The organism is Streptococcus infantis, from assembly GCF_018499575.1.
GTDB lineage: Bacteria > Bacillota > Bacilli > Lactobacillales > Streptococcaceae > Streptococcus > Streptococcus infantis_K.
Map to the genome: position 1 here is coordinate 489,821 of NZ_JAHDAP010000001.1, position 22,932 is coordinate 512,752.

19 protein-coding genes and 1 pseudogene are annotated in these 22,932 nt (G+C 36.9%); 15 read left to right on the forward strand and 5 right to left on the reverse strand.

What is annotated here, in order from left to right:
• Positions 1-334 precede the first annotated feature (334 nt).
• Positions 335-2,230: an LPXTG cell wall anchor domain-containing protein gene (locus KJR31_RS02375; RefSeq protein ID WP_214261901.1), complete on the reverse strand. Its 1,896-nt coding sequence runs from the start codon at positions 2,228-2,230 to the stop codon at positions 335-337.
• Positions 2,231-2,757: 527 nt separating this feature from the next.
• Between KJR31_RS02375 and KJR31_RS02380 the strand changes: the two genes are divergently transcribed.
• From KJR31_RS02380 to KJR31_RS02440, 13 genes are all read left to right on the forward strand, one after another.
• Positions 2,758-3,450: a YjjG family noncanonical pyrimidine nucleotidase gene (locus tag KJR31_RS02380; RefSeq protein WP_214261902.1), complete on the forward strand. Its 693-nt coding sequence runs from the start codon at positions 2,758-2,760 to the stop codon at positions 3,448-3,450.
• 34 nt (positions 3,451-3,484) lie between these two features.
• The gene (locus KJR31_RS08540; protein ID WP_250319670.1) at positions 3,485-4,396 is read left to right on the forward strand and encodes a hypothetical protein; all 912 of its coding nucleotides are present in this window, start codon (positions 3,485-3,487) and stop codon (positions 4,394-4,396) included.
• Between the two features lie 120 nt (positions 4,397-4,516).
• Positions 4,517-5,272 carry a DUF4336 domain-containing protein gene (locus KJR31_RS02390; RefSeq protein ID WP_214261903.1) on the forward strand — a complete coding sequence of 252 codons (756 nt, stop codon included), beginning with the start codon at positions 4,517-4,519 and terminating at the stop codon, positions 5,270-5,272.
• Positions 5,273-5,283: 11 nt separating this feature from the next.
• Positions 5,284-5,937 carry a uracil-DNA glycosylase gene (locus KJR31_RS02395; RefSeq protein WP_214261904.1) on the forward strand — a complete coding sequence of 218 codons (654 nt, stop codon included), beginning with the start codon at positions 5,284-5,286 and terminating at the stop codon, positions 5,935-5,937.
• Positions 5,938-5,946: 9 nt separating this feature from the next.
• Positions 5,947-6,411, forward strand: coding sequence for an NUDIX hydrolase (locus KJR31_RS02400; protein ID WP_214261905.1), 465 nt, complete (start codon positions 5,947-5,949; stop codon positions 6,409-6,411).
• 12 nt (positions 6,412-6,423) lie between these two features.
• Positions 6,424-7,692, forward strand: coding sequence for a dihydroorotase (locus tag KJR31_RS02405; protein ID WP_214261906.1), 1,269 nt, complete (start codon positions 6,424-6,426; stop codon positions 7,690-7,692).
• A 42-nt stretch (positions 7,693-7,734) separates the two neighbouring features.
• Entirely contained in the window at positions 7,735-9,075 is a 1,341-nt protein-coding gene (locus KJR31_RS02410; protein ID WP_214261907.1) for an MATE family efflux transporter, read from the forward strand.
• Between the two features lie 181 nt (positions 9,076-9,256).
• Positions 9,257-10,225: a thiamine pyrophosphate-dependent dehydrogenase E1 component subunit alpha gene (locus KJR31_RS02415; protein WP_214261908.1), complete on the forward strand. Its 969-nt coding sequence runs from the start codon at positions 9,257-9,259 to the stop codon at positions 10,223-10,225.
• A 16-nt stretch (positions 10,226-10,241) separates the two neighbouring features.
• Complete coding sequence (locus KJR31_RS02420) at positions 10,242-11,234, forward strand: alpha-ketoacid dehydrogenase subunit beta (protein WP_006150669.1); 993 nt, start codon at positions 10,242-10,244, stop codon at positions 11,232-11,234.
• Between the two features lie 218 nt (positions 11,235-11,452).
• Positions 11,453-12,496 carry a dihydrolipoamide acetyltransferase gene (locus KJR31_RS02425; RefSeq protein WP_214261909.1) on the forward strand — a complete coding sequence of 348 codons (1,044 nt, stop codon included), beginning with the start codon at positions 11,453-11,455 and terminating at the stop codon, positions 12,494-12,496.
• A 38-nt stretch (positions 12,497-12,534) separates the two neighbouring features.
• Positions 12,535-14,238 carry a dihydrolipoyl dehydrogenase gene (lpdA, locus tag KJR31_RS02430; protein ID WP_214261910.1) on the forward strand — a complete coding sequence of 568 codons (1,704 nt, stop codon included), beginning with the start codon at positions 12,535-12,537 and terminating at the stop codon, positions 14,236-14,238.
• A gap of 58 nt (positions 14,239-14,296) precedes the next feature.
• Positions 14,297-15,286 (forward strand): lipoate--protein ligase, encoded by a 990-nt coding sequence (locus KJR31_RS02435; RefSeq protein WP_214261911.1) that lies wholly within the window; start codon positions 14,297-14,299, stop codon positions 15,284-15,286.
• A 105-nt stretch (positions 15,287-15,391) separates the two neighbouring features.
• Complete coding sequence (locus KJR31_RS02440) at positions 15,392-16,033, forward strand: hypothetical protein (RefSeq protein ID WP_214261912.1); 642 nt, start codon at positions 15,392-15,394, stop codon at positions 16,031-16,033.
• Positions 16,034-16,108: 75 nt separating this feature from the next.
• Here KJR31_RS02440 and xerS read toward each other — a convergent pair whose 3' ends face one another.
• Together xerS and KJR31_RS08630 are read right to left on the reverse strand one after the other, a co-directional pair.
• On the reverse strand, positions 16,109-17,179 hold the full coding sequence (xerS, locus tag KJR31_RS02445; RefSeq protein ID WP_214261913.1) for a tyrosine recombinase XerS: 1,071 nt from the start codon (positions 17,177-17,179) through the stop codon (positions 16,109-16,111).
• A gap of 297 nt (positions 17,180-17,476) precedes the next feature.
• Positions 17,477-17,644: a zinc-ribbon domain-containing protein gene (locus KJR31_RS08630; protein ID WP_434223045.1), complete on the reverse strand. Its 168-nt coding sequence runs from the start codon at positions 17,642-17,644 to the stop codon at positions 17,477-17,479.
• Between the two features lie 226 nt (positions 17,645-17,870).
• On the opposite strand from KJR31_RS08630, the gene KJR31_RS02450 reads away from it, so the two are divergent.
• Positions 17,871-18,887 (forward strand): hypothetical protein, encoded by a 1,017-nt coding sequence (locus tag KJR31_RS02450; protein ID WP_214261914.1) that lies wholly within the window; start codon positions 17,871-17,873, stop codon positions 18,885-18,887.
• A 480-nt stretch (positions 18,888-19,367) separates the two neighbouring features.
• Positions 19,368-20,004 (forward strand): annotated as a pseudogene (locus KJR31_RS02455) (IS982 family transposase); the annotation flags it as partial.
• Between the two features lie 489 nt (positions 20,005-20,493).
• Here the strand turns inward: KJR31_RS02455 and KJR31_RS02460 are convergent.
• On the reverse strand, positions 20,494-21,246 hold the full coding sequence (locus KJR31_RS02460; protein WP_214261915.1) for a CPBP family intramembrane glutamic endopeptidase: 753 nt from the start codon (positions 21,244-21,246) through the stop codon (positions 20,494-20,496).
• 123 nt (positions 21,247-21,369) lie between these two features.
• Positions 21,370-22,920 carry a ClC family H(+)/Cl(-) exchange transporter gene (locus KJR31_RS02465; RefSeq protein WP_214261916.1) on the reverse strand — a complete coding sequence of 517 codons (1,551 nt, stop codon included), beginning with the start codon at positions 22,918-22,920 and terminating at the stop codon, positions 21,370-21,372.
• Positions 22,921-22,932: the final 12 nt, after the last annotated feature.

Genomic DNA, 22,932 nt, shown 5'->3' on the forward strand with positions numbered 1-22,932 from the left:
CTATTTGTCTCCAAATTTTTACACTTATTTGTATGTTAAAACTAAAACTTACAAAAATATGCATAATTATATAGGTTACTTTTTCAAGACAACACTACTAAAAATGCACCTCCTACTAGTCAATTATCAAAAAAATATCCTATATGGTGAATTATATCACAAATAAATAAAACTTCAAGTATTTAAATATTTTAAGTATAAAATTATATCAAATTCGCTGAAAAAATTTAAACATTTACTTTGTACAATGTTTGTATGCAATGTTTCATTCGTCGAGGAAATGAAAAAGGACTATTTTGAAATAGTCCTTTATATAGTTAATCAATCTTTAACCTTATTCTTTTTTATTTTTACGTAAGAATGCAATGGCAACGATTGATGAAATTAGAGTTACAAAACCAATGATAGTAACCAATGTTCCTTTTCCTTCACCGGTATTTGGAAGTCCTGGTTTGTCATTTGTGGTTGTTACTGTAGATTTAGGTTCTTCACCAGTTGTTGTAGTAGTTGTACTTGAAGTAGTCTTAGACTCTTCACCAGTTGTAGTAGTTGTAGTTGAAGTAGTCTTAGGCTCCTCAGTTGTAGTAGTTGTACTTGAAGTAGTCTTAGGCTCTTCAGTTGTAGTAGTAGTTGTGCTTGAAGTAGTCTTAGGCTCTTCAGTTGTAGTTGTTGTAGTTGAAGTAGTCTTAGGCTCTTCAGTTGTAGTAGTTGTACTTGAAGTAGTCTTAGGCTCTTCAGTTGTAGTTGTTGTTGAAGTAGTTGTAGGTTCTTCAGTTGTAGTTGTTGTTGAAGTAGTTGTAGGTTCTTCAGTTGTAGTTGTTGTTGAAGTAGTTGTAGGCTCTTCAGTTGTAGTCGTAGTTGTAGTTGTAGTTGTAGTTGTTGTCGTAGTTGTTGTCGTAGTTGTTGTAGTTGTTGTAGTTGTTGTCGTAGTAGTAGTTTCTTCTTTTGGATTCACAATTGTCTTAGTTACTGAATAATCAGCTCCAAAATCTTCAACGTTAACTTCTGTATCTGCATCCTTGATGACATAGCCGGAAGGTGCTTCAACCTCGGTAATGATATATTTGTCTTTTAACAGTTTGTTAACAGCGATATTACCATTTTCGTCAGTTTCGTATTCACCGATTACTTGATTATTAGCTTGACGAACTACTTTAAACTTAGCACCCTTAAGTGGTTGATTCGCATCATCTACTTTATGGATATTGATTGAGTAAACATAACCAAGACCAGCTCCACCAGCAATTTGAACGAGAGCAGCGTTAGTTATGCTGGTACTTTCAATACCAACACCTTTAAGAGTTGCTTCATTTCTCAATACCTCACCATCAACAGGATCATAATTTAGACGAACGTCATAAGAAATACGATATTGGTCTTCTTCTGTAATGTCCCCTAATTCAATAACGAAAGATTGTCCATCTTCACTAACTGTAATCTTGTGTTGGTCTGTTACATCAACACGGTTTGAGAATACCCATTCACCGGTATCGTAAGAGAATTTACCTTTGATAACCTTAATGCTATCTTTTACGTAAGAAGCATTTGTAAATTTCAAGTGATCCTCAATCGTCACCCCTTTGATATTTTGTTTTGTACGATTGACTGAAATAGTGTATTGGATCTCTCTTTTATCACCCTCGGTAACCCAGCTAGTCTTTGACAAAAGAGAAGGATCACCATCACCTATACCAGTAAATGTTACCTTACCAGCAGGTTTTGTTTCTTTATTAATCGTAATCTCAACTGGAATTTCTCCTTGTTGAGGGTGTTTTTTGAAATCGACACGAGCATAGAAGAAGAAAGATCCGTGAGTATCTGAGTGTCTTTCAACATAATCCGTATAAGTTAAAGTAATGGACTTGTTATCAGCACTTAGTTTTGCATTTGCAATCACCTCGTTTGTATTGATATCCTTGATTTCAATTTTATCAGAGTTAATAATTATAGCATCAGGCACCGTAATTATCGTTTGATCTCCTGCCTTAACATTTTTTCCGGTTAAATCAAAATCTGCATTAAGACGGAATGTAGCCCATTGTTTTAAATCCCAAGTTAGATCTCCACCTTGATCATTTGCTACCTTAACATTTGTGATTGCATCTACAAATTTTCCAGATACTGAAACCTCAGGAGTTTCAGCAAAAGTTTTATTCAAACTAAATACGAAAATAGTCGTCAATACGCATATCAAAAATGAGAAAATACTAAACTTTTTCTTTTTGTTCATTTTATAGTTCCTTCTAATAAATTTTAGATAGTTTCAAGACATAATTTAAAATTACGTCATTTACTAAAAAACAAGTAAGTCACATAGGATAATTTTATAGACACCTTTAGTACTGGCCCTCCTCCTAGTCTATTACTAAAACTATCCTATAGGTGAATTATATCACATTATAATGTCTACATCAATAATATATATGTGGAATTTACTATAAAATAAAAAATTCACAAAATTTTAGAATTTATCTGTTTCTTAAGAATCAAAATAATATAAAAACGCTTACATTCTTTGTTTTATCAGATTTGAATTTTAAGTGATTTATGAAATGATTGAAAAACCTGTCGCAACAATTTACTAAAAAATTTAAGAAAAGATATTTTTTATACTGGTAATTTTATATTAAATTTAATTATTTATTATATTTCTCTAATCATTTATTTGATAAATCATCGTGTGGGAATTTTATATTTTATTTGTTTGTGCTATACTTTAAAATATATAAAGACTATTAAATGTAGGGCAACAAATACATGACTTATGAATTTTTACTCTTCGACCTAGACCACACCTTGCTTGATTTTGATGCTGCTGAGGATGTAGCCTTAACACAACTCCTTAAAGAAGAAGGAGTTGCGGATATTCAAGCCTACAAAGATTATTACGTTCCTATGAATAAGGCTCTCTGGAAGGATTTAGAACAGAAGAAGATTACAAAATCAGACTTGGTTAACACTCGTTTTTCAAAATTGTTTGAGCATTTTGGGATCGAGAAAGATGGTACCTATTTAGCTAATCGCTATCAGTTTTATTTAGCTCAACAGGGACAGGTGTTTTCTGGTGCTATAGAACTCTTAGATAACCTCATTGAGCGTGGTTATGAACTCTACGCTGCGACAAATGGGATAACTGCCATTCAGACAGGTCGTTTGGCTCAATCGGGTCTAGCTCCCTATTTCAACCAAGTGTTCATCTCTGAACAATTGCAAACTCAAAAACCGGATGCACTATTCTATGAAAAAATCGGTCAGGAGATTCCTGGTTTTAGCAAAGAAAAAGTTCTGATGATTGGAGACTCCCTTACAGCTGATATCCAAGGTGGGAATAATGCTGGCATAGATACCATCTGGTACAATCCCCATCATCTAGAAAATAAGACGCAAGCCCATCCGACTTACGAAGTCGACTCTTATCAGGCTCTGCTTGATTGCTTGGAGCTACTTTAAAAATTTCAAAAAAGAATAGAGGAGTCTCGAAACTATGGGAACATGGAATGCAACCATCTTTGGAAATGACACTTCCTTAGATATTAAAGAAGAATTCTTCGAGAGATACAATCAAGGAGAAGATGCAAATGCAATCAAAAATGACCTGACATCGGATTTATATGATGACGATATGTATGATGTCTTGTTCGCCTTAGCACACTGTTTATGGGAAGTTGGACAATTAGATGATGAATTCTTGCTTGAAATTAAAGAAATCATTATCAACAAAGAGGATTTAGAACTTGCCGAAGAATTGGGTGCAGATAGTGAATTTTTAGAACAGAGGAGTGCACATCTAGAAAAGTTTTTAGAAAAGATAAGTGTAAAAAAAGAAAAGCCCAAAAAGAGAATTGCTCCGCCTGTTCTTGTAGAAAGCAAATATAGGAACGGTGCTGTGATGGTATTTCAGTATGAGGATGGTATCTACGGTACATTGATAGCAGTAGATGGAGCTTTCTATGATAAAGAAACCTATTATGCTTATCTACAGACTGATATTAAAATGACCAGAAAACCCACCATGGAAGATGTACGATCAGCACGGATTCTCGATCCGAGTTTTCATAGTCACGAATACAATTCATTTCGTGACTCTAAGTATTACTACTCTTTTGTAAATTGTATTTCAGGCTATTTAAAAAGTACAGCAACTAAAAAATTTGAAAAATACAATGATAGTGTTTTTGAAATAATAGGCTATCTTTCAGATTGGGGTAGCTGCTGTAGCGCGGCTTCTGTAGGATTTGATTATTATAGACAAAAATCGAGTGATGAGTTTAAGACGAGTGTCACAAGGGAATTGAATAAAAGATTTAATGAAAATCTAAATATCCGAACTGAGATGACTATCAATGAGATTGACCAGGAATTTATCCTTTCTAATACCGCACAGGAGATTGAATAAAGGCACTTTAGTATAAATTATTTATAAAACTTCTCAAATCTTAATAGATACTTTTAAAAGTGGTTTAGATAGCCACTTTTTGCTATAATAGAGGCAGTATTGACGAAGGAGTAGTTAACGATGTCAAGGCCAGAACTTTTTCTTTATGAACCATTGTATACACTAAAGGAAGTTGATCAAAATATCTGGATAGTAGATGGTGATTTGATTCAAATGGATATGAAGATCTTCAAGCTTCCTTTTCAGACACGTATGACGGTGGTTAAGTTAAATGATGGCAAACTTTGGATTCACTCTCCGATTGCGCCAAATGAGGGACTGTTTACTGAACTGGACGCTTTGGGCAAAGTCGCTTACCTGATTTCACCAAATAAGATTCACTACGCCTATATTTCAGATTGGAGAAAAAGATATCCTCATGCGCAAGCGTGGTCTAGTCCAGGAGTTGAAGAGAGAGCGAAAAGTCAGAAAATCAAGGTGGAATTTAATGCTGCCTTAACAGATATGGCTCCTGACCTATGGTCTGATGAGATTGAACAGCTTATTTTTAAGGGAAGTTCTGTCATCGAAGAGGTGGTGTTTTTTCATAAATCAACTAAAACACTGATTGTAACAGACCTCATAGAGAATTTTGAACCAGAAAAGATAGCTAGTCCAATCCGCAGAAGATTCTATCGTTTAGCTCGTGTAATATCTCCTGATGGACAAACTCCTATCGATTATCGGATGACTTTTTTAGGAAGACAAAGGGAAGCAAAGGTTTCTTTTTCCCGTATGTTGAGCTGGAAACCGGATAAGATTATACTTGCACATGGTTTATGCTTTTTTAAAAATGGTACGGATGAATTAAGACGTGCCTTTAGATGGATACGATAAAGGAGTTGGCGATGCAACACTCATCTTGGCATGCTTTGATTAAGGAGCAATTACCTGAAGGTTATTTTGGGAAAATCAATCAATTTATGGAACAGGTTTATGCTCAAGGAACTGTATATCCTCCTAAAGAAAAGGTTTTTCAGGCTCTTATAACAACTCCTCTGGAAGAGGTTAAGGTGGTTATTCTTGGTCAAGATCCTTATCATGGACCAGGTCAGGCGCAGGGCTTAAGTTTTTCGGTTCCAGATGCTATTCCAGCTCCGCCATCCTTGCAAAATATTTTAAAAGAACTTGCGGATGATATTGGGGTAAAACCGTCTCATGACTTGACCTCTTGGGCGGAGCAGGGTGTTTTGCTTCTCAATGCTTGTTTGACTGTCCCTGCTGGTCAAGCAAATGGTCATGCTGCTCAGATATGGGAACCATTTACAGATGCTGTTATTAAGGTCGTCAATAACTTAGATAGACCAGTGGTTTTTATACTCTGGGGTGCTTATGCACGTAAGAAGAAGTCCTTGGTTACCAATCCTCAGCACTTGATTATCGAATCAGCCCACCCAAGTCCTCTTTCTGTTTACAGAGGATTTTGGGGTTCTAAGCCTTTTTCTAAGGCCAATGCATTCTTAAAAGAAACAGGACAAGAGCCAATTGATTGGCTTAGATAAGGAGAGAATATGCCTCAGTTAGCGACGATTTGCTACATTGATAATGGAAAAGAATTGCTCATGCTTCATCGCAATAAAAAGCCTAATGATGTTCATGAAGGAAAATGGATCGGTGTAGGTGGAAAGTTAGAACGCGGGGAAACTCCACAAGAATGTGCTGCCCGTGAGATTTTGGAAGAAACAGGGTTGAAGGCTACGCCGGTTTTAAAGGGTGTTATCACTTTCCCTGAATTCACTCCGGACTTGGACTGGTACACCTATGTATTTAAGGTGACTGAGTTTGAGGGTGAGTTAATTGACTGTAATGAGGGGACGCTAGAATGGGTTCCTTATGATGAAGTTCTCAGCAAGCCGACCTGGGAAGGAGATCATACCTTTGTCGAGTGGCTCTTAGAGGATAAACCCTTCTTTTCAGCCAAGTTTGTCTATGATGGTGATAAATTATTGGATACACAAGTGGATTTCTATGAGTAAAGGAGTATAGATATGTTACTAATCAAAAATGGCCGTGTAATGGATCCAAAGTCTGGTTTGGATCAAGTTTGTGATGTTTTGGTTGATGAAGGAAAAATTGTTCAAATTGCTCCTGAAATCCAGGAAGAAGGTGCTCAAGTAATAGATGCTACTGGTCTTGTAGTTGCGCCTGGTTTGGTGGATATCCATGTTCATTTCCGTGAACCTGGTCAAACACATAAAGAAGACATTCATACAGGAGCACTAGCAGCAGCTGCAGGTGGTTTTACGACAGTCGTAATGATGGCTAATACCAATCCAACCATCTCAGATGTTGAGACTTTGCAGGAAGTTCTTCAATCTGCAACCAAGGAAAAAATTAACGTTAAGTCTGTAGCAACGATTACCAAAAATTTTAATGGTCAAGACCTAACTGACTTTAAAGCCCTTTTAGAAGCAGGGGCAGTTGGTTTTTCTGATGATGGAATTCCTCTTGAAAGTAGTAAAGTTGTCAAGGAAGCCATGGAAGAAGCTAAAAAACTCAACACCTTTATCAGCCTGCACGAAGAAGATCCTGGTTTAAATGGTACGCTTGGTTTTAACGAAAATATCGCTAAAGAGCATTTTCATATCTGCGGTGCAACAGGAGTTGCAGAGTATGCAATGATAGCACGTGATGTCATGATTGCCTATGCAACCAAGGCTCATGTTCATATTCAGCATTTGTCTAAGGAAGAAAGTGTCAAGGTTGTGGAGTTTGCTCAAAATATGGGAGCAAACGTAACTGCAGAAGTAGCTCCACAGCATTTTTCGAAGACTGAAGCTCTGCTTTTGACTAAAGGAAGTAACGCTAAGATGAATCCACCTCTTCGTTTGGAATCAGACCGTCGCGCCGTCATTGAAGGTTTAAAATCTGGAGTCATTTCTGTCATTGCTACTGACCACGCGCCTCACCATGCTGACGAGAAAAATGTTGAGGATATTACCAAAGCGCCATCAGGTATGACAGGCTTGGAAACTTCTTTGTCACTAGGTTTAACCTATTTGGTGGAAGCTGGCGAGTTGAGTTTAATGCAATTGTTAGAAAAAATGTCCTACAACCCAGCAAAACTTTATAACTTTGAAGCAGGTTATCTATCAGAAAACGGTCCAGCGGATATTACAATTTTTGATGATAAAGCGGACCGAATCGTGGATAGTCATTTTGCTTCCAAAGCAGCGAATTCACCATTTATCGGTGAATCTTTGAAAGGGCAGGTCAAATACACAATCTGTAATGGACAGATTGTCTATAAGAACTAGGTGAAATCTGCTCTTTCGAATCATTAATTAGAGAGAGACGATATGTACCCAACCCATCATTTTAAAGACAAATTTATCTTATTTCTTAAGATTTTCTTTCCAATTCTAGTCTATCAATTTGCCAATTATTCCGCTTCTTTTGTCGATACGACCATGACTGGCCAGTATAATACCATAGATTTGGCTGGGGTATCAATGGCGACTAGTTTGTGGAATCCTTTTTTTACCTTTTTAACCGGGATTGTTTCAGCTCTAGTTCCTATTGTTGGCCATCATTTAGGGAGAGGAAAAAAAGATGAAGTGAGTTCTGATTTTTATCAATTTCTTTATCTTTCCCTTGCTTTATCCATTTTTCTATTTGTTTTAGTCTTTATCGCTGCTCCGATAGTTCTAAGCAATATGGAGTTAGAATCGGCAGTGTCAGATATAGCTATTCGTTATCTATGGTTTTTGTCGATTGGAATCATTCCCCTCTTACTCTTTAGTGTCATTCGTTCATTGCTGGACGCACTGGGATTGACCAATATATCCATGTATCTGATGCTTCTTTTGCTACCTCTAAATAGCGGTTTTAACTACTTATTAATTTACGGTGTCTTTGGTTTTCCTGAGTTTGGAGGAGCAGGAGCAGGTCTTGGTACATCTTTGGCTTATTGGGCTTTATTGCTAATTTCTATATTCGTTCTTCTTAAACAAGAAAAACTGAAAGAACTACATTTAGAGAACCGTTCACCTTTAAACAAGAATAAAATAAAAGAAGCGATAAAACTGGGGTTACCTATTGGTGGAACTGTATTTGCAGAGGTTGCTATTTTTTCAGCAGTGGGATTGATTATGGCAAAGTTTTCATCTTTGATAATAGCAAGCCATCAATCTGCCATGAACTTTTCATCTCTCATGTACGCCTTTCCTATGAGCATTTCAACCGCTATGGCTATCGTTGTTTCTTACGAAGTCGGTGCTAAACGTCTAGAAGATGCTAAGAAATATATAAAAATCGGACGTCTATCCGCTATGGTATTTGCGATTTTAACACTTTCATTTTTATATATTTTTAGAGAAAATGTTGCTAGCCTTTATGGCCATGATCCGGAATTCATCCAATTAACTGCTAGCTTTATGACCTATAGCTTGTTTTTCCAATTAGCTGATACATTTGCGGCACCATTACAAGGAATATTACGTGGTTACAAAGACACAGTCATACCTTTCTATCTGGGACTCTTGGGATACTGGGGAATTGCTATACCTCTTGGTTTGTTTCTAGATTATTCAACAAATCTCGATGCTTATTCCTACTGGATAGGTCTTATCGTAAGTTTAGTAGTCAGCGGACTACTCTATCAGTGGCGTTTACAAGTTATTATGAAAAGATTCAAATAATTTGTTGAAAATATCCTTGAAAATCAGTTTGTGAAATAGTTGTTTTATGTAAAGAAAAGTCTTGATTTCATTGACTTTTCTTTTTTTATATTGTGAAAAACTAGCAAGCAAAATCTTTGACTCTAGTTGACCTATAAGATAGAATAGAAGTATAAGAAATTAAACTTAGAAAGGCAAGATTATGTCAACTTTAGATAAAAATCTTTTGCTTGAGATGTTCCGTAAGATGGAAGAAATTCGTCGTATGGACTTAAAAATTGCTCAATTAGTAAAAAAAGGTAAAGTGCCCGGTATGACGCACTTTTCTGTTGGTGAGGAAGCAGCAAACGTTGGGGCTATGTTAGCTCTTAACGAAGATGACCTCATCACCTCAAATCACCGTGGTCATGGTCAAGCTATCGCTAAAGGGATCGACCTTAATGGAATGATGGCTGAAATCCTTGGTAAATATACAGGAACTTGTAAAGGTAAAGGTGGATCTATGCATATCGCCGACCTAGATGCAGGTAACCTTGGTGCCAACGGTATTGTTGGTGGTGGTATGGGAATCGCTGTAGGTGCAGCCCTTACTCAACAAATGAAAAACACTGGCAAGATTGTTGTCTGCTTCTTTGGTGATGGCGCAACAAATGAAGGTGTATTCCACGAGGCTGTTAATATGGCTTCGATTTGGAATCTACCAGTTATTTTCTACTGTATCAATAACGGTTATGGAATTTCTGCCGACATCAAGAAAATGACAAATGTTAAGCATATCCATGAGCGAAGTGCTGCTTACGGTATTCCTGGAATGTTTATCGAAGACGGTAACAATGTTATCGATGTCTACGAAGGATTTAAAAAAGCTGTTGACCACGTTCGTTCTGGTAAAGGTCCTGTCTTAATCGAAAGTGTTACCTACCGTTGGCTTGGTCACTCGTCATCAGACCCTGGTAAATATCGGACCCGTGAAGAAGTCGAAGAGTGGAAGGAAAAAGATCCAATCGAAAACCTCCGCAAGTATCTCCTTGAAAATAAAATTGCTAGTGCAGAAGAACTCGAAGAAATTCAGGCTCAAGTCAAGGAAGCAGTGGAAGCATCTGTTAAGTTTGCAGAAGAAAGTCCATTCCCTCCACTAGAATCAGCTTTTGAAGATATTTACGCAGACTAAGGAGAAGTAGAGAAATATGGAAACAAAATTAATGTCTTTCCGCGATACCATTATCCTTGCAATGTCTGAGGAAATGCGTCGTGATGAAAATGTACTCTTGATGGGTGAAGATGTCGGTGTCTTTGGTGGAGACTTTGGTACATCTGTAGGTATGCTTGAAGAATTTGGACCAGAACGTGTACGGGACTGTCCAATCTCTGAAGCTGCAATTTCTGGTGCAGCAGCAGGTGCTGCTATGACAGGACTTCGTCCAATCGTTGATATGACCTTCATGGATTTCTCTGTTATTGCCATGGATAATATTGTCAACCAAGCAGCTAAAACTCGTTACATGTTTGGTGGAAAAGGGCAAGTACCAATGACAATCCGCTGTGCAGCTGGTAACGGAGTTGGTTCTGCAGCTCAACACTCACAATCATTGGAGTCTTGGTTTACTCATATCCCGGGATTGAAGGTTGTAGCTCCAGGTACACCAGCTGATATGAAGGGACTTCTTAAGTCTTCTATCCGAGACAACAATCCTGTTATTATTCTTGAATACAAATCAGAATTTAACCAAAAAGGTGAAGTACCTGTTGATCCAGACTATACTATCCCACTTGGTGTTGGAGAAATCAAACGCGAAGGAACTGATGTAACAGTAGTAACATACGGAAAAATGCTTCGTCGTGTTATGCAAGCAGCTGAAGAATTGGCCGAAGAAGGCATCTCAGTAGAAGTAGTAGACCCACGTACTTTGGTTCCACTTGATAAAGACATCATCATTAATTCAGTTAAGAAGACTGGAAAAGTAGTTCTTGTCAACGATGCCCACAAGACAAGTGGTTTTATCGGTGAAATCTCAGCTATTATCTCAGAATCAGAAGCATTTGATTACTTGGATGCACCAATCCGTCGCTGTGCAGGTGAGGATGTACCAATGCCTTACGCACAAAATCTTGAAAATGCAATGATTCCAACAGTTGAAAGCATCAAAGATGCAATCCGTAAAACTCACAACAAACAATAATACATAACATAAATTATGTAATATATGATAAATCAGACGAGAAGCTTTGTATCTTTTAGGTACAGAGTTCTCTGCGTCCTTGATATCTTAGATTAGAGCACGGGCTAAAAGCTCGGAAAAAAGATAAATCTCCTTGACTTCATCGAAGTCTGCGTTGATTTCCTATTTTTCGGTCGCTTTTAAACGCCCTTTGCATCATAAATAGAATAGGAGAGGTCATGGCTGATGATAAGCTAAGAGCGACTCCTGCAGCTAGAAAATTAGCGGATGATTTAGGAATTAACCTCTATGATATTTCTGGTTCAGGCGCAAACGGTCGTGTCCACAAAGAAGACGTGGAAACATTTAAAGACACTAATGTGGTTCGCATTTCACCACTCGCAAAACGAATTGCACTAGAGCATAATATTGCTTGGCAAGAAATCCAAGGAACTGGTCATCGCGGTAAAATCATGAAGAAGGACGTTTTAGCTTTCCTTCCTGAAAATATTGAAAACGATACGATTAAATCACCTGCTCAAATTGAGAAAGTGGAAGAAGTTCCAGATAATGTAACACCTTATGGAGAAATCGAGCGTATTCCGATGACTCCTATGCGTAAGGTTATTGCTCAACGTATGGTTGAGTCTTACTTGACTGCACCAACCTTCACGCTTAACTACGATGTCGATATGTCTGAAATGCTTGCCCTTCGTAAGAAAGTCCTTGAACCAATTATGGAAGCAACTGGTAAGAAAATCACTGTTACAGATTTGCTTTCACTTGCGGTTGTTAAGACACTGATGAAACATCCATACATTAACGCTTCTTTGACTGAAGATGGTAAGACAATCATCACTCACAATTATGTCAACCTTGCGATGGCAGTTGGTATGGATAATGGATTGATGACACCAGTTGTCTATAATGCAGAAAAAATGAGCTTGTCTGAGTTGGTAGTTGCATTTAAAGACGTTATTGGACGTACCTTAGATGGTAAACTAGCTCCTAGCGAATTGCAAAATTCAACCTTCACAATTAGTAACTTGGGGATGTTTGGTGTTCAATCATTTGGTCCTATCATCAATCAACCAAACTCAGCAATCCTCGGTGTTAGCTCAACAGTTGAAAAACCAGTTGTAGTTAATGGTGAAATCGTGATTCGTCCAATTATGAGTCTTGGTCTAACAATTGACCACCGTGTCGTAGATGGTATGGCTGGTGCTAAGTTTATGAAAGACTTGAAAGCTTTAATTGAAAACCCAATCTCAATGTTGGTTTAAAATATTTGTTTTAGAAATATAGATAGAGGAAGTAAGATATGGCCTTAGAAGTAATTATGCCAAAAGCCGGCGTGGATATGACAGAAGGACAAATCGTCCAATGGAATAAAAAAGTCGGAGAATTTGTAAAAGAAGGAGAAATCCTTTTGGAAATCATGACTGACAAAGTCAGCATGGAATTGGAAGCAGAAGAAGATGGATACTTAATCGCTATCCTAAAAGGTGATGGAGAGACTGTTCCTGTTACTGAAGTTATCGGTTATCTTGGTGAAGAAGGGGAAAATATCCCAACAGCTGGAGCAACTGCACCAGAAGCTAGCCCAGCACCTGCAGCAAGTGCCTCAAACGATGATGGTAAGAGTGATGATGCTTACGACATCGTTGTTATCGGTGGCGGACCTGCTGGTTATGTATCTGCTATTAAAGCAGCTCAATTAGGTGGTAAGGTTGCTCTTGTTGAGAAATCTGAACTTGGTGGAACTTGCTTAAACCGTGGATGTATCCCAACTAAGACTTACCTTCACAACGCCGAAATTATCGAGAGTATCGGTCATGCAGCAAATCGTGGTATCGTGATTGAAAATCCTAACTTCACTGTTGACATGGACAAACTTTTAGAAACAAAATCTAAAGTTGTTAATACTCTTGTTGGTGGTGTTGCAGGACTCCTTCGTAGCTATGGAGTTGACGTTCATAAGGGTATCGGTACTATTACTAAAGATAAGAATGTCTTGGTAAATGGTTCTGAATTGCTTGAAACTAAGAAAATCATCCTTGCTGGTGGTTCAAAAGTAAGCAAAATCAACGTTCCTGGTATGGAATCATCTCTTGTGATGACTAGTGATGACATCCTTGAAATGAATGAAGTTCCAGAAAGCCTCGTTATCATCGGTGGTGGTGTCGTCGGAATCGAACTTGGACAAGCCTTCATGACCTTTGGTTCAAAAGTTACTGTTATCGAAATGATGGATCGTATCGTTCCAGCTATGGATGCTGAAGTATCTAAGAACCTTCGTTTAATCCTTGAACGTAAAGGTATGACGATCTTGACAGGTACTAAACTTCAAGAAATCATTGAAGAAGATGGCAAACTTCGTATCAAAGTTGAAGGAAAAGATGATATTATCGCGAATAAAGCCCTTCTTTCAATCGGTCGTGTTCCAGATCTTGAAGGTATCGGAGATGTTGAGTTTGAATTAGACCGTGGTCGTATTAAGGTCAATGAATACATGGAAACTTCTGTTCCAGGTATCTATGCACCAGGTGATATCAACGGTACTAAGATGTTGGCTCACGCTGCCTTCCGTATGGGTGAAGTAGCAGCTGAAAATGCCCTTAAAGGAAACCACGTTGTTGCGAAATTGAACTTGACTCCTGCAGCGATCTATACACTTCCAGAAGTAGCAGCAGTTGGTTTAACAGAAGAACAAGCTCGTGAAAAATACGATGTCCAAATCGGTAAATTCAACTTTGCTGCAAACGGACGTGCAATTGCATCAGATGCAGCTCAAGGATTTGTTAAAGTTATTGCAGACAAGAAATATGGTGAAATCCTCGGTGTTCACATCATTGGCCCTGCAGCTGCAGAGTTGATCAACGAAGCGTCAAGTATCATCGAAATGGAAATCACTGTAGAAGAAATGCTGAAGACAATCCACGGACACCCAACATATTCTGAAGTTATGTACGAAGCATTTGCGGATGTTCTTGGAATGGCTATCCATTCACCTAAGAAAAAATAAAAATAGATAGACTAGACTGGAATTATTTTCCAGTCTCTATCGTATTAGAAGGTACCTTATGAAATACATTATCAATCATTCAAACGACACTGTTTTTAATATTGCTTTAGAGGAGTACGCTTTTAAACATCTTCTTGATGAAGATCAAATCTTCCTTCTTTGGATCAACAAACCATCTATCATTGTAGGTCGTCACCAAAATACCATTGAGGAAATTAACCGTGACTATGTTCGTGAAAATGGAATTGAAGTAGTCCGTCGAATCAGTGGTGGTGGAGCTGTTTACCATGATTTGAACAACCTTAACTATACCATCATTTCAAAAGAAGATGAAAACAAGGCCTTTGACTTCAAGAGCTTCTCTACTCCAGTTATCAATACTTTGGCTGAACTTGGTGTTAAAGCTGAATTTACAGGCCGTAACGACTTAGAAATCGACGGTAAGAAATTCTGTGGAAATGCACAGGCTTATATCAATGGCCGTATCATGCACCATGGTTGTCTTCTCTTTGACGTGGATTTGTCTGTCCTAGCTAACGCACTTAAAGTATCTAAGGACAAATTTGAGTCTAAAGGTGTTAAATCAGTTCGTGCTCGTGTAACTAATATTATCGATGAGTTGCCAGAAAAGATCACTGTTGAAGAATTCCGTGATTTACTCTTGGAATACATGAAAAAAGAATACCCTGAGATGACTGAGTATGTATTCTCAGATGAAGAATTGGCTGAAATCAATCGCATCAAAGAAACTAAGTTTGGTACTTGGGACTGGAACTATGGGAAATCACCTGAATATAACGTTCGCCGTGGTACTAAATTCCCAAGTGGTAAGGTTGAAATCTTTGCAAACGTCATTGAATCAAAAATCCAAGACATCAAGATTTACGGTGACTTCTTTGGTATTGAAGATGTTGCAGCAGTAGAAGATGTCCTTCGTGGTGTTAAATACGAACGCGAAGACGTCCTCAAAGCACTTCAAACTATTAACCTAGGTCGTTATTTCGCAGGAATCACAGCAGAAGAAATTGCTGAGGCAGTTGTGGAATAAAGTAAAAGATATCCATGTTAAATGGATATCTTTTATCTTAAACTTGATATTCAAAAATAATGAGAGTAGAATATAAAGGAAATCTAAAAAAGGGGATCATATTCGATGATGAAAATTCCAATGGAAAAACTTGGTCTATTTGAACAGTTAGATCGTATAGTAGTGGCTTTTTTTAGCAAGCAACAACCTTCAAGTCCATATGATTTGAATATTAGTATTACACAAGAACACCTTGACCAGAAAAAGCAAGAGCTAGAACCATTAGGCTATCAGGGTGTCCAACTACCATTAGGAATGGCTTTAGATAATATCATCCAGCAACCTCATTATAAAAGCTTAATCATTGGTGGACTTGCTTCTGACGAAATTATAGTCAGCAAAGAAGAATTAATGCCTTTGAAAGATATTGTGGACAGTTTTTGTATTATGTACGCTGCAGCGAATAACAGACTGGAAAATAGTAAGGCTTATGAATTAATGAAAGATAAAACGGTCTACTTTATTGGAAAACTTCTTACTGACAGTCCTCAAAAAGGTGATGAAATTGCTTATTTAGGAATTGATCGAATGGCGAGCGATGGCACACCATATGAAGCAGTTAAATGCTTTCTAACGGAAGAGAGTGCAGAGAAGTACAACGGTGAAAAGAAACCTGTTACCCCTGCAAACTTGGCCTATCTAAAATCATTCTGGGGAAAACCAGTCATTATTGAGCCACACCGTAATTATTGGATTGAATTTTTATAGAACAATAAAAGAGCGTTAGATAATCAAAAATCTATCGCTCTTTTTTAAATTATACATAAATTATATTATGTAACATCACAAACTATCCAAGGCATTTTTCTGTTCATCATTAACGATATGGGTATACAAGTCGGTAACTTGTGTGCTTGCATGTCCTAGCTGGTGACTGACCAGAACCTGTGATTTGGTTGCATCATAGAGACGAGTCGCAAGAGTGTGGCGAAGTTTATGGGGTGTCACGCGGACTTTAAAGTCTTCTGAATACTTGGCTACCATCTTTTCGACACTAGAAGCGTCAATACGGTTTGGAACACCTCGATACAAGGTTAGAAAGAGGGCTGTATCAGTCTTTTCTGTCTTGTAACGTTTGTCTCTTATAGCAAGATATTGCTCCAAATAAGGCTTAGCAAAGGCAGCAACATTAACTGAGTCTCGTTTTCCACCTTTTCGAGTGACGTCAATGACCATCATCTTGAGGTTGAGATCTCGAAGGTCCAGGTTAACCGCTTCAGAGAGACGGACACCAGAGGCAAGAAGCAGTGCTATAATAGCTAAATCTCGCTCTTTATTCTTATTAAAGGAAGATAGGGCACGATTTGAGAGAGTTTTGGGATATTCCTCATCAATATAATTTAAAAATCCCTCTGTTTCATCACCTAAAAAGAGCTTTTGCTTGATATTTTCGGCTCGAGCAGCCAAGGTTTCTTTCTTTTTCTTAGTTGCAACTTTCTTCATAACATTGCGATAGAAATAAGGTTCACCTTGCTCGTTTTCAACTTCCTCAGTCAAGTACTTATAAAGACTAGAAAGCGCTGATAAAGTACGGTTGATGGTTGTTTGGGAGACACCTTGCTTAGTCGTATTGGCATTGAGCAAAGGACGTTCACGTAAGTAAAGAATAAAAGATTCCATGTCTTTCTTGGTCATGTGCTCAAGTACATCTAAAGGTATATTGGCCATAGTGTCAGCATTCGATATACCAGATTCCAAAACCCAGGTGAAAAATCGATCGTATTCTTTTAAGTATTCATACAAGGTCGTAAAACTGTAGGGAACAGCCAGTTTTGATTGGTAGTATTCCAATACGTACCAAGGCATGACTTGTTTGAGTTTATCAATACGTTCTAATAAGATCTCGCGTTTCATGTTTTTCTCCAAATCTTTCTATACTAGTAGTATAGCATAGCCTTATATTTTTTTCAAGAAAATTATAGTTTTTCGGAAAGATGTTATAGGGGAGATTTAGGAATATATAACTTAAAAACAAATAACCAAAAATTTTTTAAGCCAATTATATTCAATTATGTACTTTATTTAAGTGAACACTGGAAATCTTAAAAGCTATCCATCTACTGTAATATGTACTTTATCTAAGTGAAAACTGATAATTTTTCAATTGTACATTTGACAATATAAAAACACTTTATATTACTTAAAGTGTTTTTATTTTTTTATATCTTTTTTAAACTTTATAAAATGTTCTTGCTTTCTTCTGTAACCTTTGCAAATCGAACACCCCTTTTTATTTCGTTTTCTGTACGCCATTCTTTCTTTAACTTGAATTTTATAACGATGATTAAGGTTTTCTTGACATATCCACCATACAGACATATTACTTAACTAGGTAATTTCAGTTGGACTTGACTTGCTATCAAGAAGTTATTTACATAATCCCACTCGTTCATTAGACTTTGTTGAGTTGTTGCTAAGTCGTTAAATCCTTTTAAAACTTTTTGATTCGTGCATAAGTGTGTAAATATTGTAAAACAATTTCAAAATGTGGTAGACTAGATATGAATTTTGATGGACGATAATTAGGTCAAAAAAAAGGTTACAGATGGAAAGATTAGTTTTTATCGGAATGCTAGTTTTCTTGGCATTTGTGTTTATTGGAATATTGTTTTGGCTGCGTTATAGAATGAAGAACACCTTTGAGAACGGTGTTCCAGTGTACGATGCCCCAGCAAATAATCAGACTAGGACGAGTAAGCTAAGCGTAGGAGAGTATGCAGTGCACATAGTTTTAATACTAATTAGCGCTGTAATTGCCTTTAAGGTCATGGGCATGTTTCGTCATGGTGGGGCGGCGCCAATTGGTGCTGCTATAATCACGCCTTCTATAATGGCGCTTTTCAATGCACGAAGGAGAACCGGGAAATCTTGGATAGGTATCGTTGCAGTGCTTATGGTATTCGTTTTTTTGATGTTTGTATATATAATTATAGGTCTACCTGATAACGCACCTCCACTTAAAATTGATGGAACTGAAATTCATCTTACAGAGACTAAGATTTCGGATTTGATAGACAAGGGGTTTGAAATCTATGTGTCAAATGGTAGACATGATTATCCTAATTATAATGAGCTTATGACAACGGGAAGCTATTCTACATACCAAGGATCGGGGGTTAGCGTACCAAACGGCTTTAAGTCATATGACTCAGCAGTTACGCGATCTACCTATCTTCTTGTAAAGAAGAATGTAGTTCTCGGATGTATAGGTGTTTACGGAGATAAGAGGAAGAGTACGGAGCTGAAGGACTGTGTGGTTACGCAGGTTTGCTTCGATTCTGAGTGCACAGCTGTTGCCAAAAAATATGGAATTTCATATAATATAGATGGTATTGATTTGCTAAAGAAGCTTGACGAAAACAAGTTCACGAAAGTATTTGGGAAAAAAATATGGCTGACTCCAAGCGATCCAAGAGATGAATATTTGGGTCATTATGGCGTGCAGTGGGGAGCAGGTAACAATGAATTCTTTTGGAATCATTATTTTATGAATTTAGACCTTGATTCGAATAATGATATAGTTAATTTTAATTTTAGTTCTAATATTGCAGCAGAGCGATAGAAGAATTTGCAGGGATAATTAGGCAAAATGAAAAAGAAAAAAGTACTAAGTAAGACAAAGTATGCTATTTATCTTCTAGTGGTCCACCTTATATGCATACTTTTCACTATAAGCAAAATAGTGATGCCTTCATGGGGTCACTGGTTAGAGACGACACGCTTTCTTTGGACAAGCTTTCCTGCCTATGTATGCGTGTTAATAGCCGTTTTCCCAATGATATGCTTTTGGCCATATTTGATTAGTGCAGATTTTAAGCCGGGTACAGCAAAGACCTTGCTTGCGACTTTTGGTCTAATAGTAGGTAACGTGACTCTGATTTTGATATATACGACTATTTTGCACAAGGTATTATAGGTATAAAAAAATCCCTATAAAGGGATTTTTTGATTGCTTCAAGTAGCTCGTCATATTCTTCAAATGCTGGAACCTCTGGGTGATCCTTCTTGATTGATTCAGTGCTTCTAAACAAGAATCCTAGTGGGTGTCTTCCTTGAAAGAAGTCGGTTTAATCAACGGACAAGGCAGTTGATTTGGTTAGTCCAAATTATTCGGCAAGCCATAAATACTCAAATTTCTCCCAATAACATTGTCATCATAGATAGTTTCCTCTTATCACTTTGTCAACCAGTCCGTAACCATAGAGCACATGAGAGCACATGTTTTTAATAAACTAGCCGACATTGGTTAAAATTCCTCTAAGCACCTTTGGTTCTATGGATTCAAAGTACATATGCTGGTCACCCTATCAGGCTATATTCTGAATTATGTTGTAACGCCTGCCTCAGTACATGATATTAGGGCAGTTGATGACTTACTAAAAAATTGTTCTCAACCCTATGTTTTAGCTGATTTAGCTTATTTTAGCTATGAACTCAGAGAACAGTTGAAACAGAAAGGTTACCATCTTTGGACGCCTTTACGTCAAAATATGGTAAGAGCTAAACAACATAATCATTGGAAACTAATGGCTATGAGACGGACTATTGAAACTCGATTTTCAGAACTTTGTGCTTTTTTGATGTCGAACAAACACCAGCTAGAAGGCTTAACAGGATTGCAGTTGAGAATGGAGCAAATTTTACTGACTAATAATCTGAGATACTTTGAGATTAACTAGCACCACGAGTAAAAATCTATATCTTACTATCAATAAGACCTTAAATGATTAGCAAAAAATGAACAATTGAACCACTACTTCTTCTGCACCTATTAGAGTAAAAATGTACAAATCAGTTCCTTAAATCAGATGATGCTATGAACTAGAAAATATACAAAATAAAAATAAAGTACACTTTTTAAAGAATGTACTTTATGCTTCTAATTCAGTTGTATCAATAGTTTAGCTCACGTTAAGTCAATTGTACATAAACTTTTAGTATTAACCAAAAATTTTTTTAGAGCTGATTATCCTCAATTATGTACTTTATTTAAGTGAATACTGGAAATTGTTCAAATGTACATTAACTTTTAGTTTTCTACCAATGTTTATTCAACACTTACTAAGTAACTTTTACATAACCTTAAAACAAAAAAATCCAAATCTTTTTGTTAATTTGGATTTTTTAAGTATTTGATAGATATTTAAAATTATTCTAAATACTAATTACTAATTACTACGTTTTGTCTTATATTTAACTTTGCTGGACTTTGCTATAAAACACGATGCAACAATAACAATAATTTTGATTAGATAGATTTCGTAATGAGCGTCACTAATAGTTAATTGAGAGAACACATTAATTATTGAATGTGTCATCACACAAATCCAGAGATTTTTTGTTTTTAAATAAAGAGCTGAAAGAATGAAGGAATTTGTCAGCAACCCAAATAAAAAAGGTACTAATTGAAGATTGATTAGGGAGCCATCTATATAGAAGAACAATAAATGCCAAATTGACCAAATGATAAATGTTAAAAATGTTGCTTGAAAATAGTGTAACTTCTCTTGTAAAATTTGCTGAAATACGTATCTCCAACCGATTTCTTCCAATCCACCAAATACAATAAATTTGAAAAACATCAGAAAAGGAATATACCAGATAAATTGTACGATTTCCCCTCCAAAAAATAGAAAAGAGAAATCAAGAATAATAAGAAAAAATGCTAATAAATAATGTTTGTAACTGGTCTGAATATTAAAAAAATCTTTTATTATTTTCTTTAAGTCAATCTTATAATAGAAAATGGCAACAATGCTACCCCATAAGGCTGTAGAGATACCACCAATCATTACACCGAGAATATTTACTAGATCAGAACGAATAGCGAAATAATTAAAGAAAAATACAACTAAACAAACTAATAACAATTGGCTAAAAGTTCCTACCAAATAAACTGAAAGAGCCTTATTTCTACTCATAGCAACTCCCTTTAATTATTTAAAAATATCCTAAAAAATATATTTGTTACATAAATTATATTATGCAACAAATATATTCTCTTATCTTTTTGTTCTTAAAAATACATAACTTTTTTTATGTTTTTATAGTAACAAATCTTTCACTTTCCCAATCTCGCTTTTTGGAATAACAAGATGGATCATATCTCCTAAATACATTCTTGTTGAACCGTTAACCGTCTTACGTTTTCCGTTATGAACTTGGGTTGTGATCAGTACGTTATGTGGTAAATTAAGTTCATGTACTTGCTTGCCTGCTATTTTATCAGAAACAGGAATTTCAATAAGAGTAACTTCTCCATCGTCACTTGCGGTTTCAGGTAACATTTTCTCCAGCATGGCTTCATAGACAGGTGCCCCTTTGAGCAGATCCATAACAATATAGGCAACTAGTGTCACCATACCTAAAGGCATGAGATTACGGATATCTCCGACCATCTCAGTCACAAGAATCATAGCTGTCAAAGGTGCTTTTGAGATAGCACCAAAATACCCACTCATTCCAAGAATCACAAAGATAGGAAATTGCTGCTGGGTGACGAGTCCAAGATTGACACAAATAACACCGACCAGAGCACCAAGTAAAGACCCTAAAGCTAAAATTGGTAAGAAAATACCACCTGGTAGTCCACTTCCGTAACTAATCATACTCCAGATAAAACGAATGATGAAGTAAACTAAGAGAATTTGGAAACTATAATCTTGTTCTGTTAAGGATAAGACAACCTGATTGCCCCCACCAAGTATTTGAGGTAGGAATATTCCTACAGGAATAATCAGGATAAAAGCAAAAATTGGATGATAAGCTTTGTCAATGTGAACCTTTTTCCCAATCCAATCATAAACTTTGCCGATATTCAGAACCGCTTTCTCATAAAGAAAACCTGAAAAACCAAGAAAAATCCCCATAAGCAGATAAATCCAATACTGACTCAAACTCATGAGAGGGATATTATCTGGCATATCCAGAACGGGTGTCAAGCCAAAGATAAGAAGAGAAACAAAGTTTGCTACTAGACTAGCAGCCAAGGTAGAAACCCAGAAGAATCGTGAAAAATGGTGATAAACTTCTTCTACTACAAATAATAACCCCGCAATCGGTGCGTTAAAGGCAGCGGCAAGTCCAGCAGCAGCTCCGCTTGCAATCAAAGAACGCTCCTCAACAGGGCTAGACTTGAGCCATTTAGCAATTCCTTTTCCTCCAGCGGCACCTAGCTGAATACTGGGACCTTCACGACCGAGCATGAGCCCACTCGCAATGGCCAAGATACCTAGAATGTATTTCTTCCAGAGGACACTCCACCAGTTGAGAGACATGAGACCTTTTAACTCCGCTTCAACTTGAGGAATACCAGAACCTTTGATATCTTTTTCTGAACGTGTTAATTTGGCACTAAGTAAGCAAATGAGGATATAAAACAATAAAACAATCAATAGATTCCGTATCAGATTCTCTTGGTCTTGATAAAATCCTTGAACGATATGAAAGCCTTTTTCGATCAAAAATCGAAATGATCCCACAATAATTCCTACGACTAATCCAACAATAATACCTCGCCCTACTTGAGCTAAGATCGTACTGGACGCGAAGGCAAATTCTTTCTTGGAACTAAGTATTTCCGATTGTTCCTCCATAATTCTCTCCTT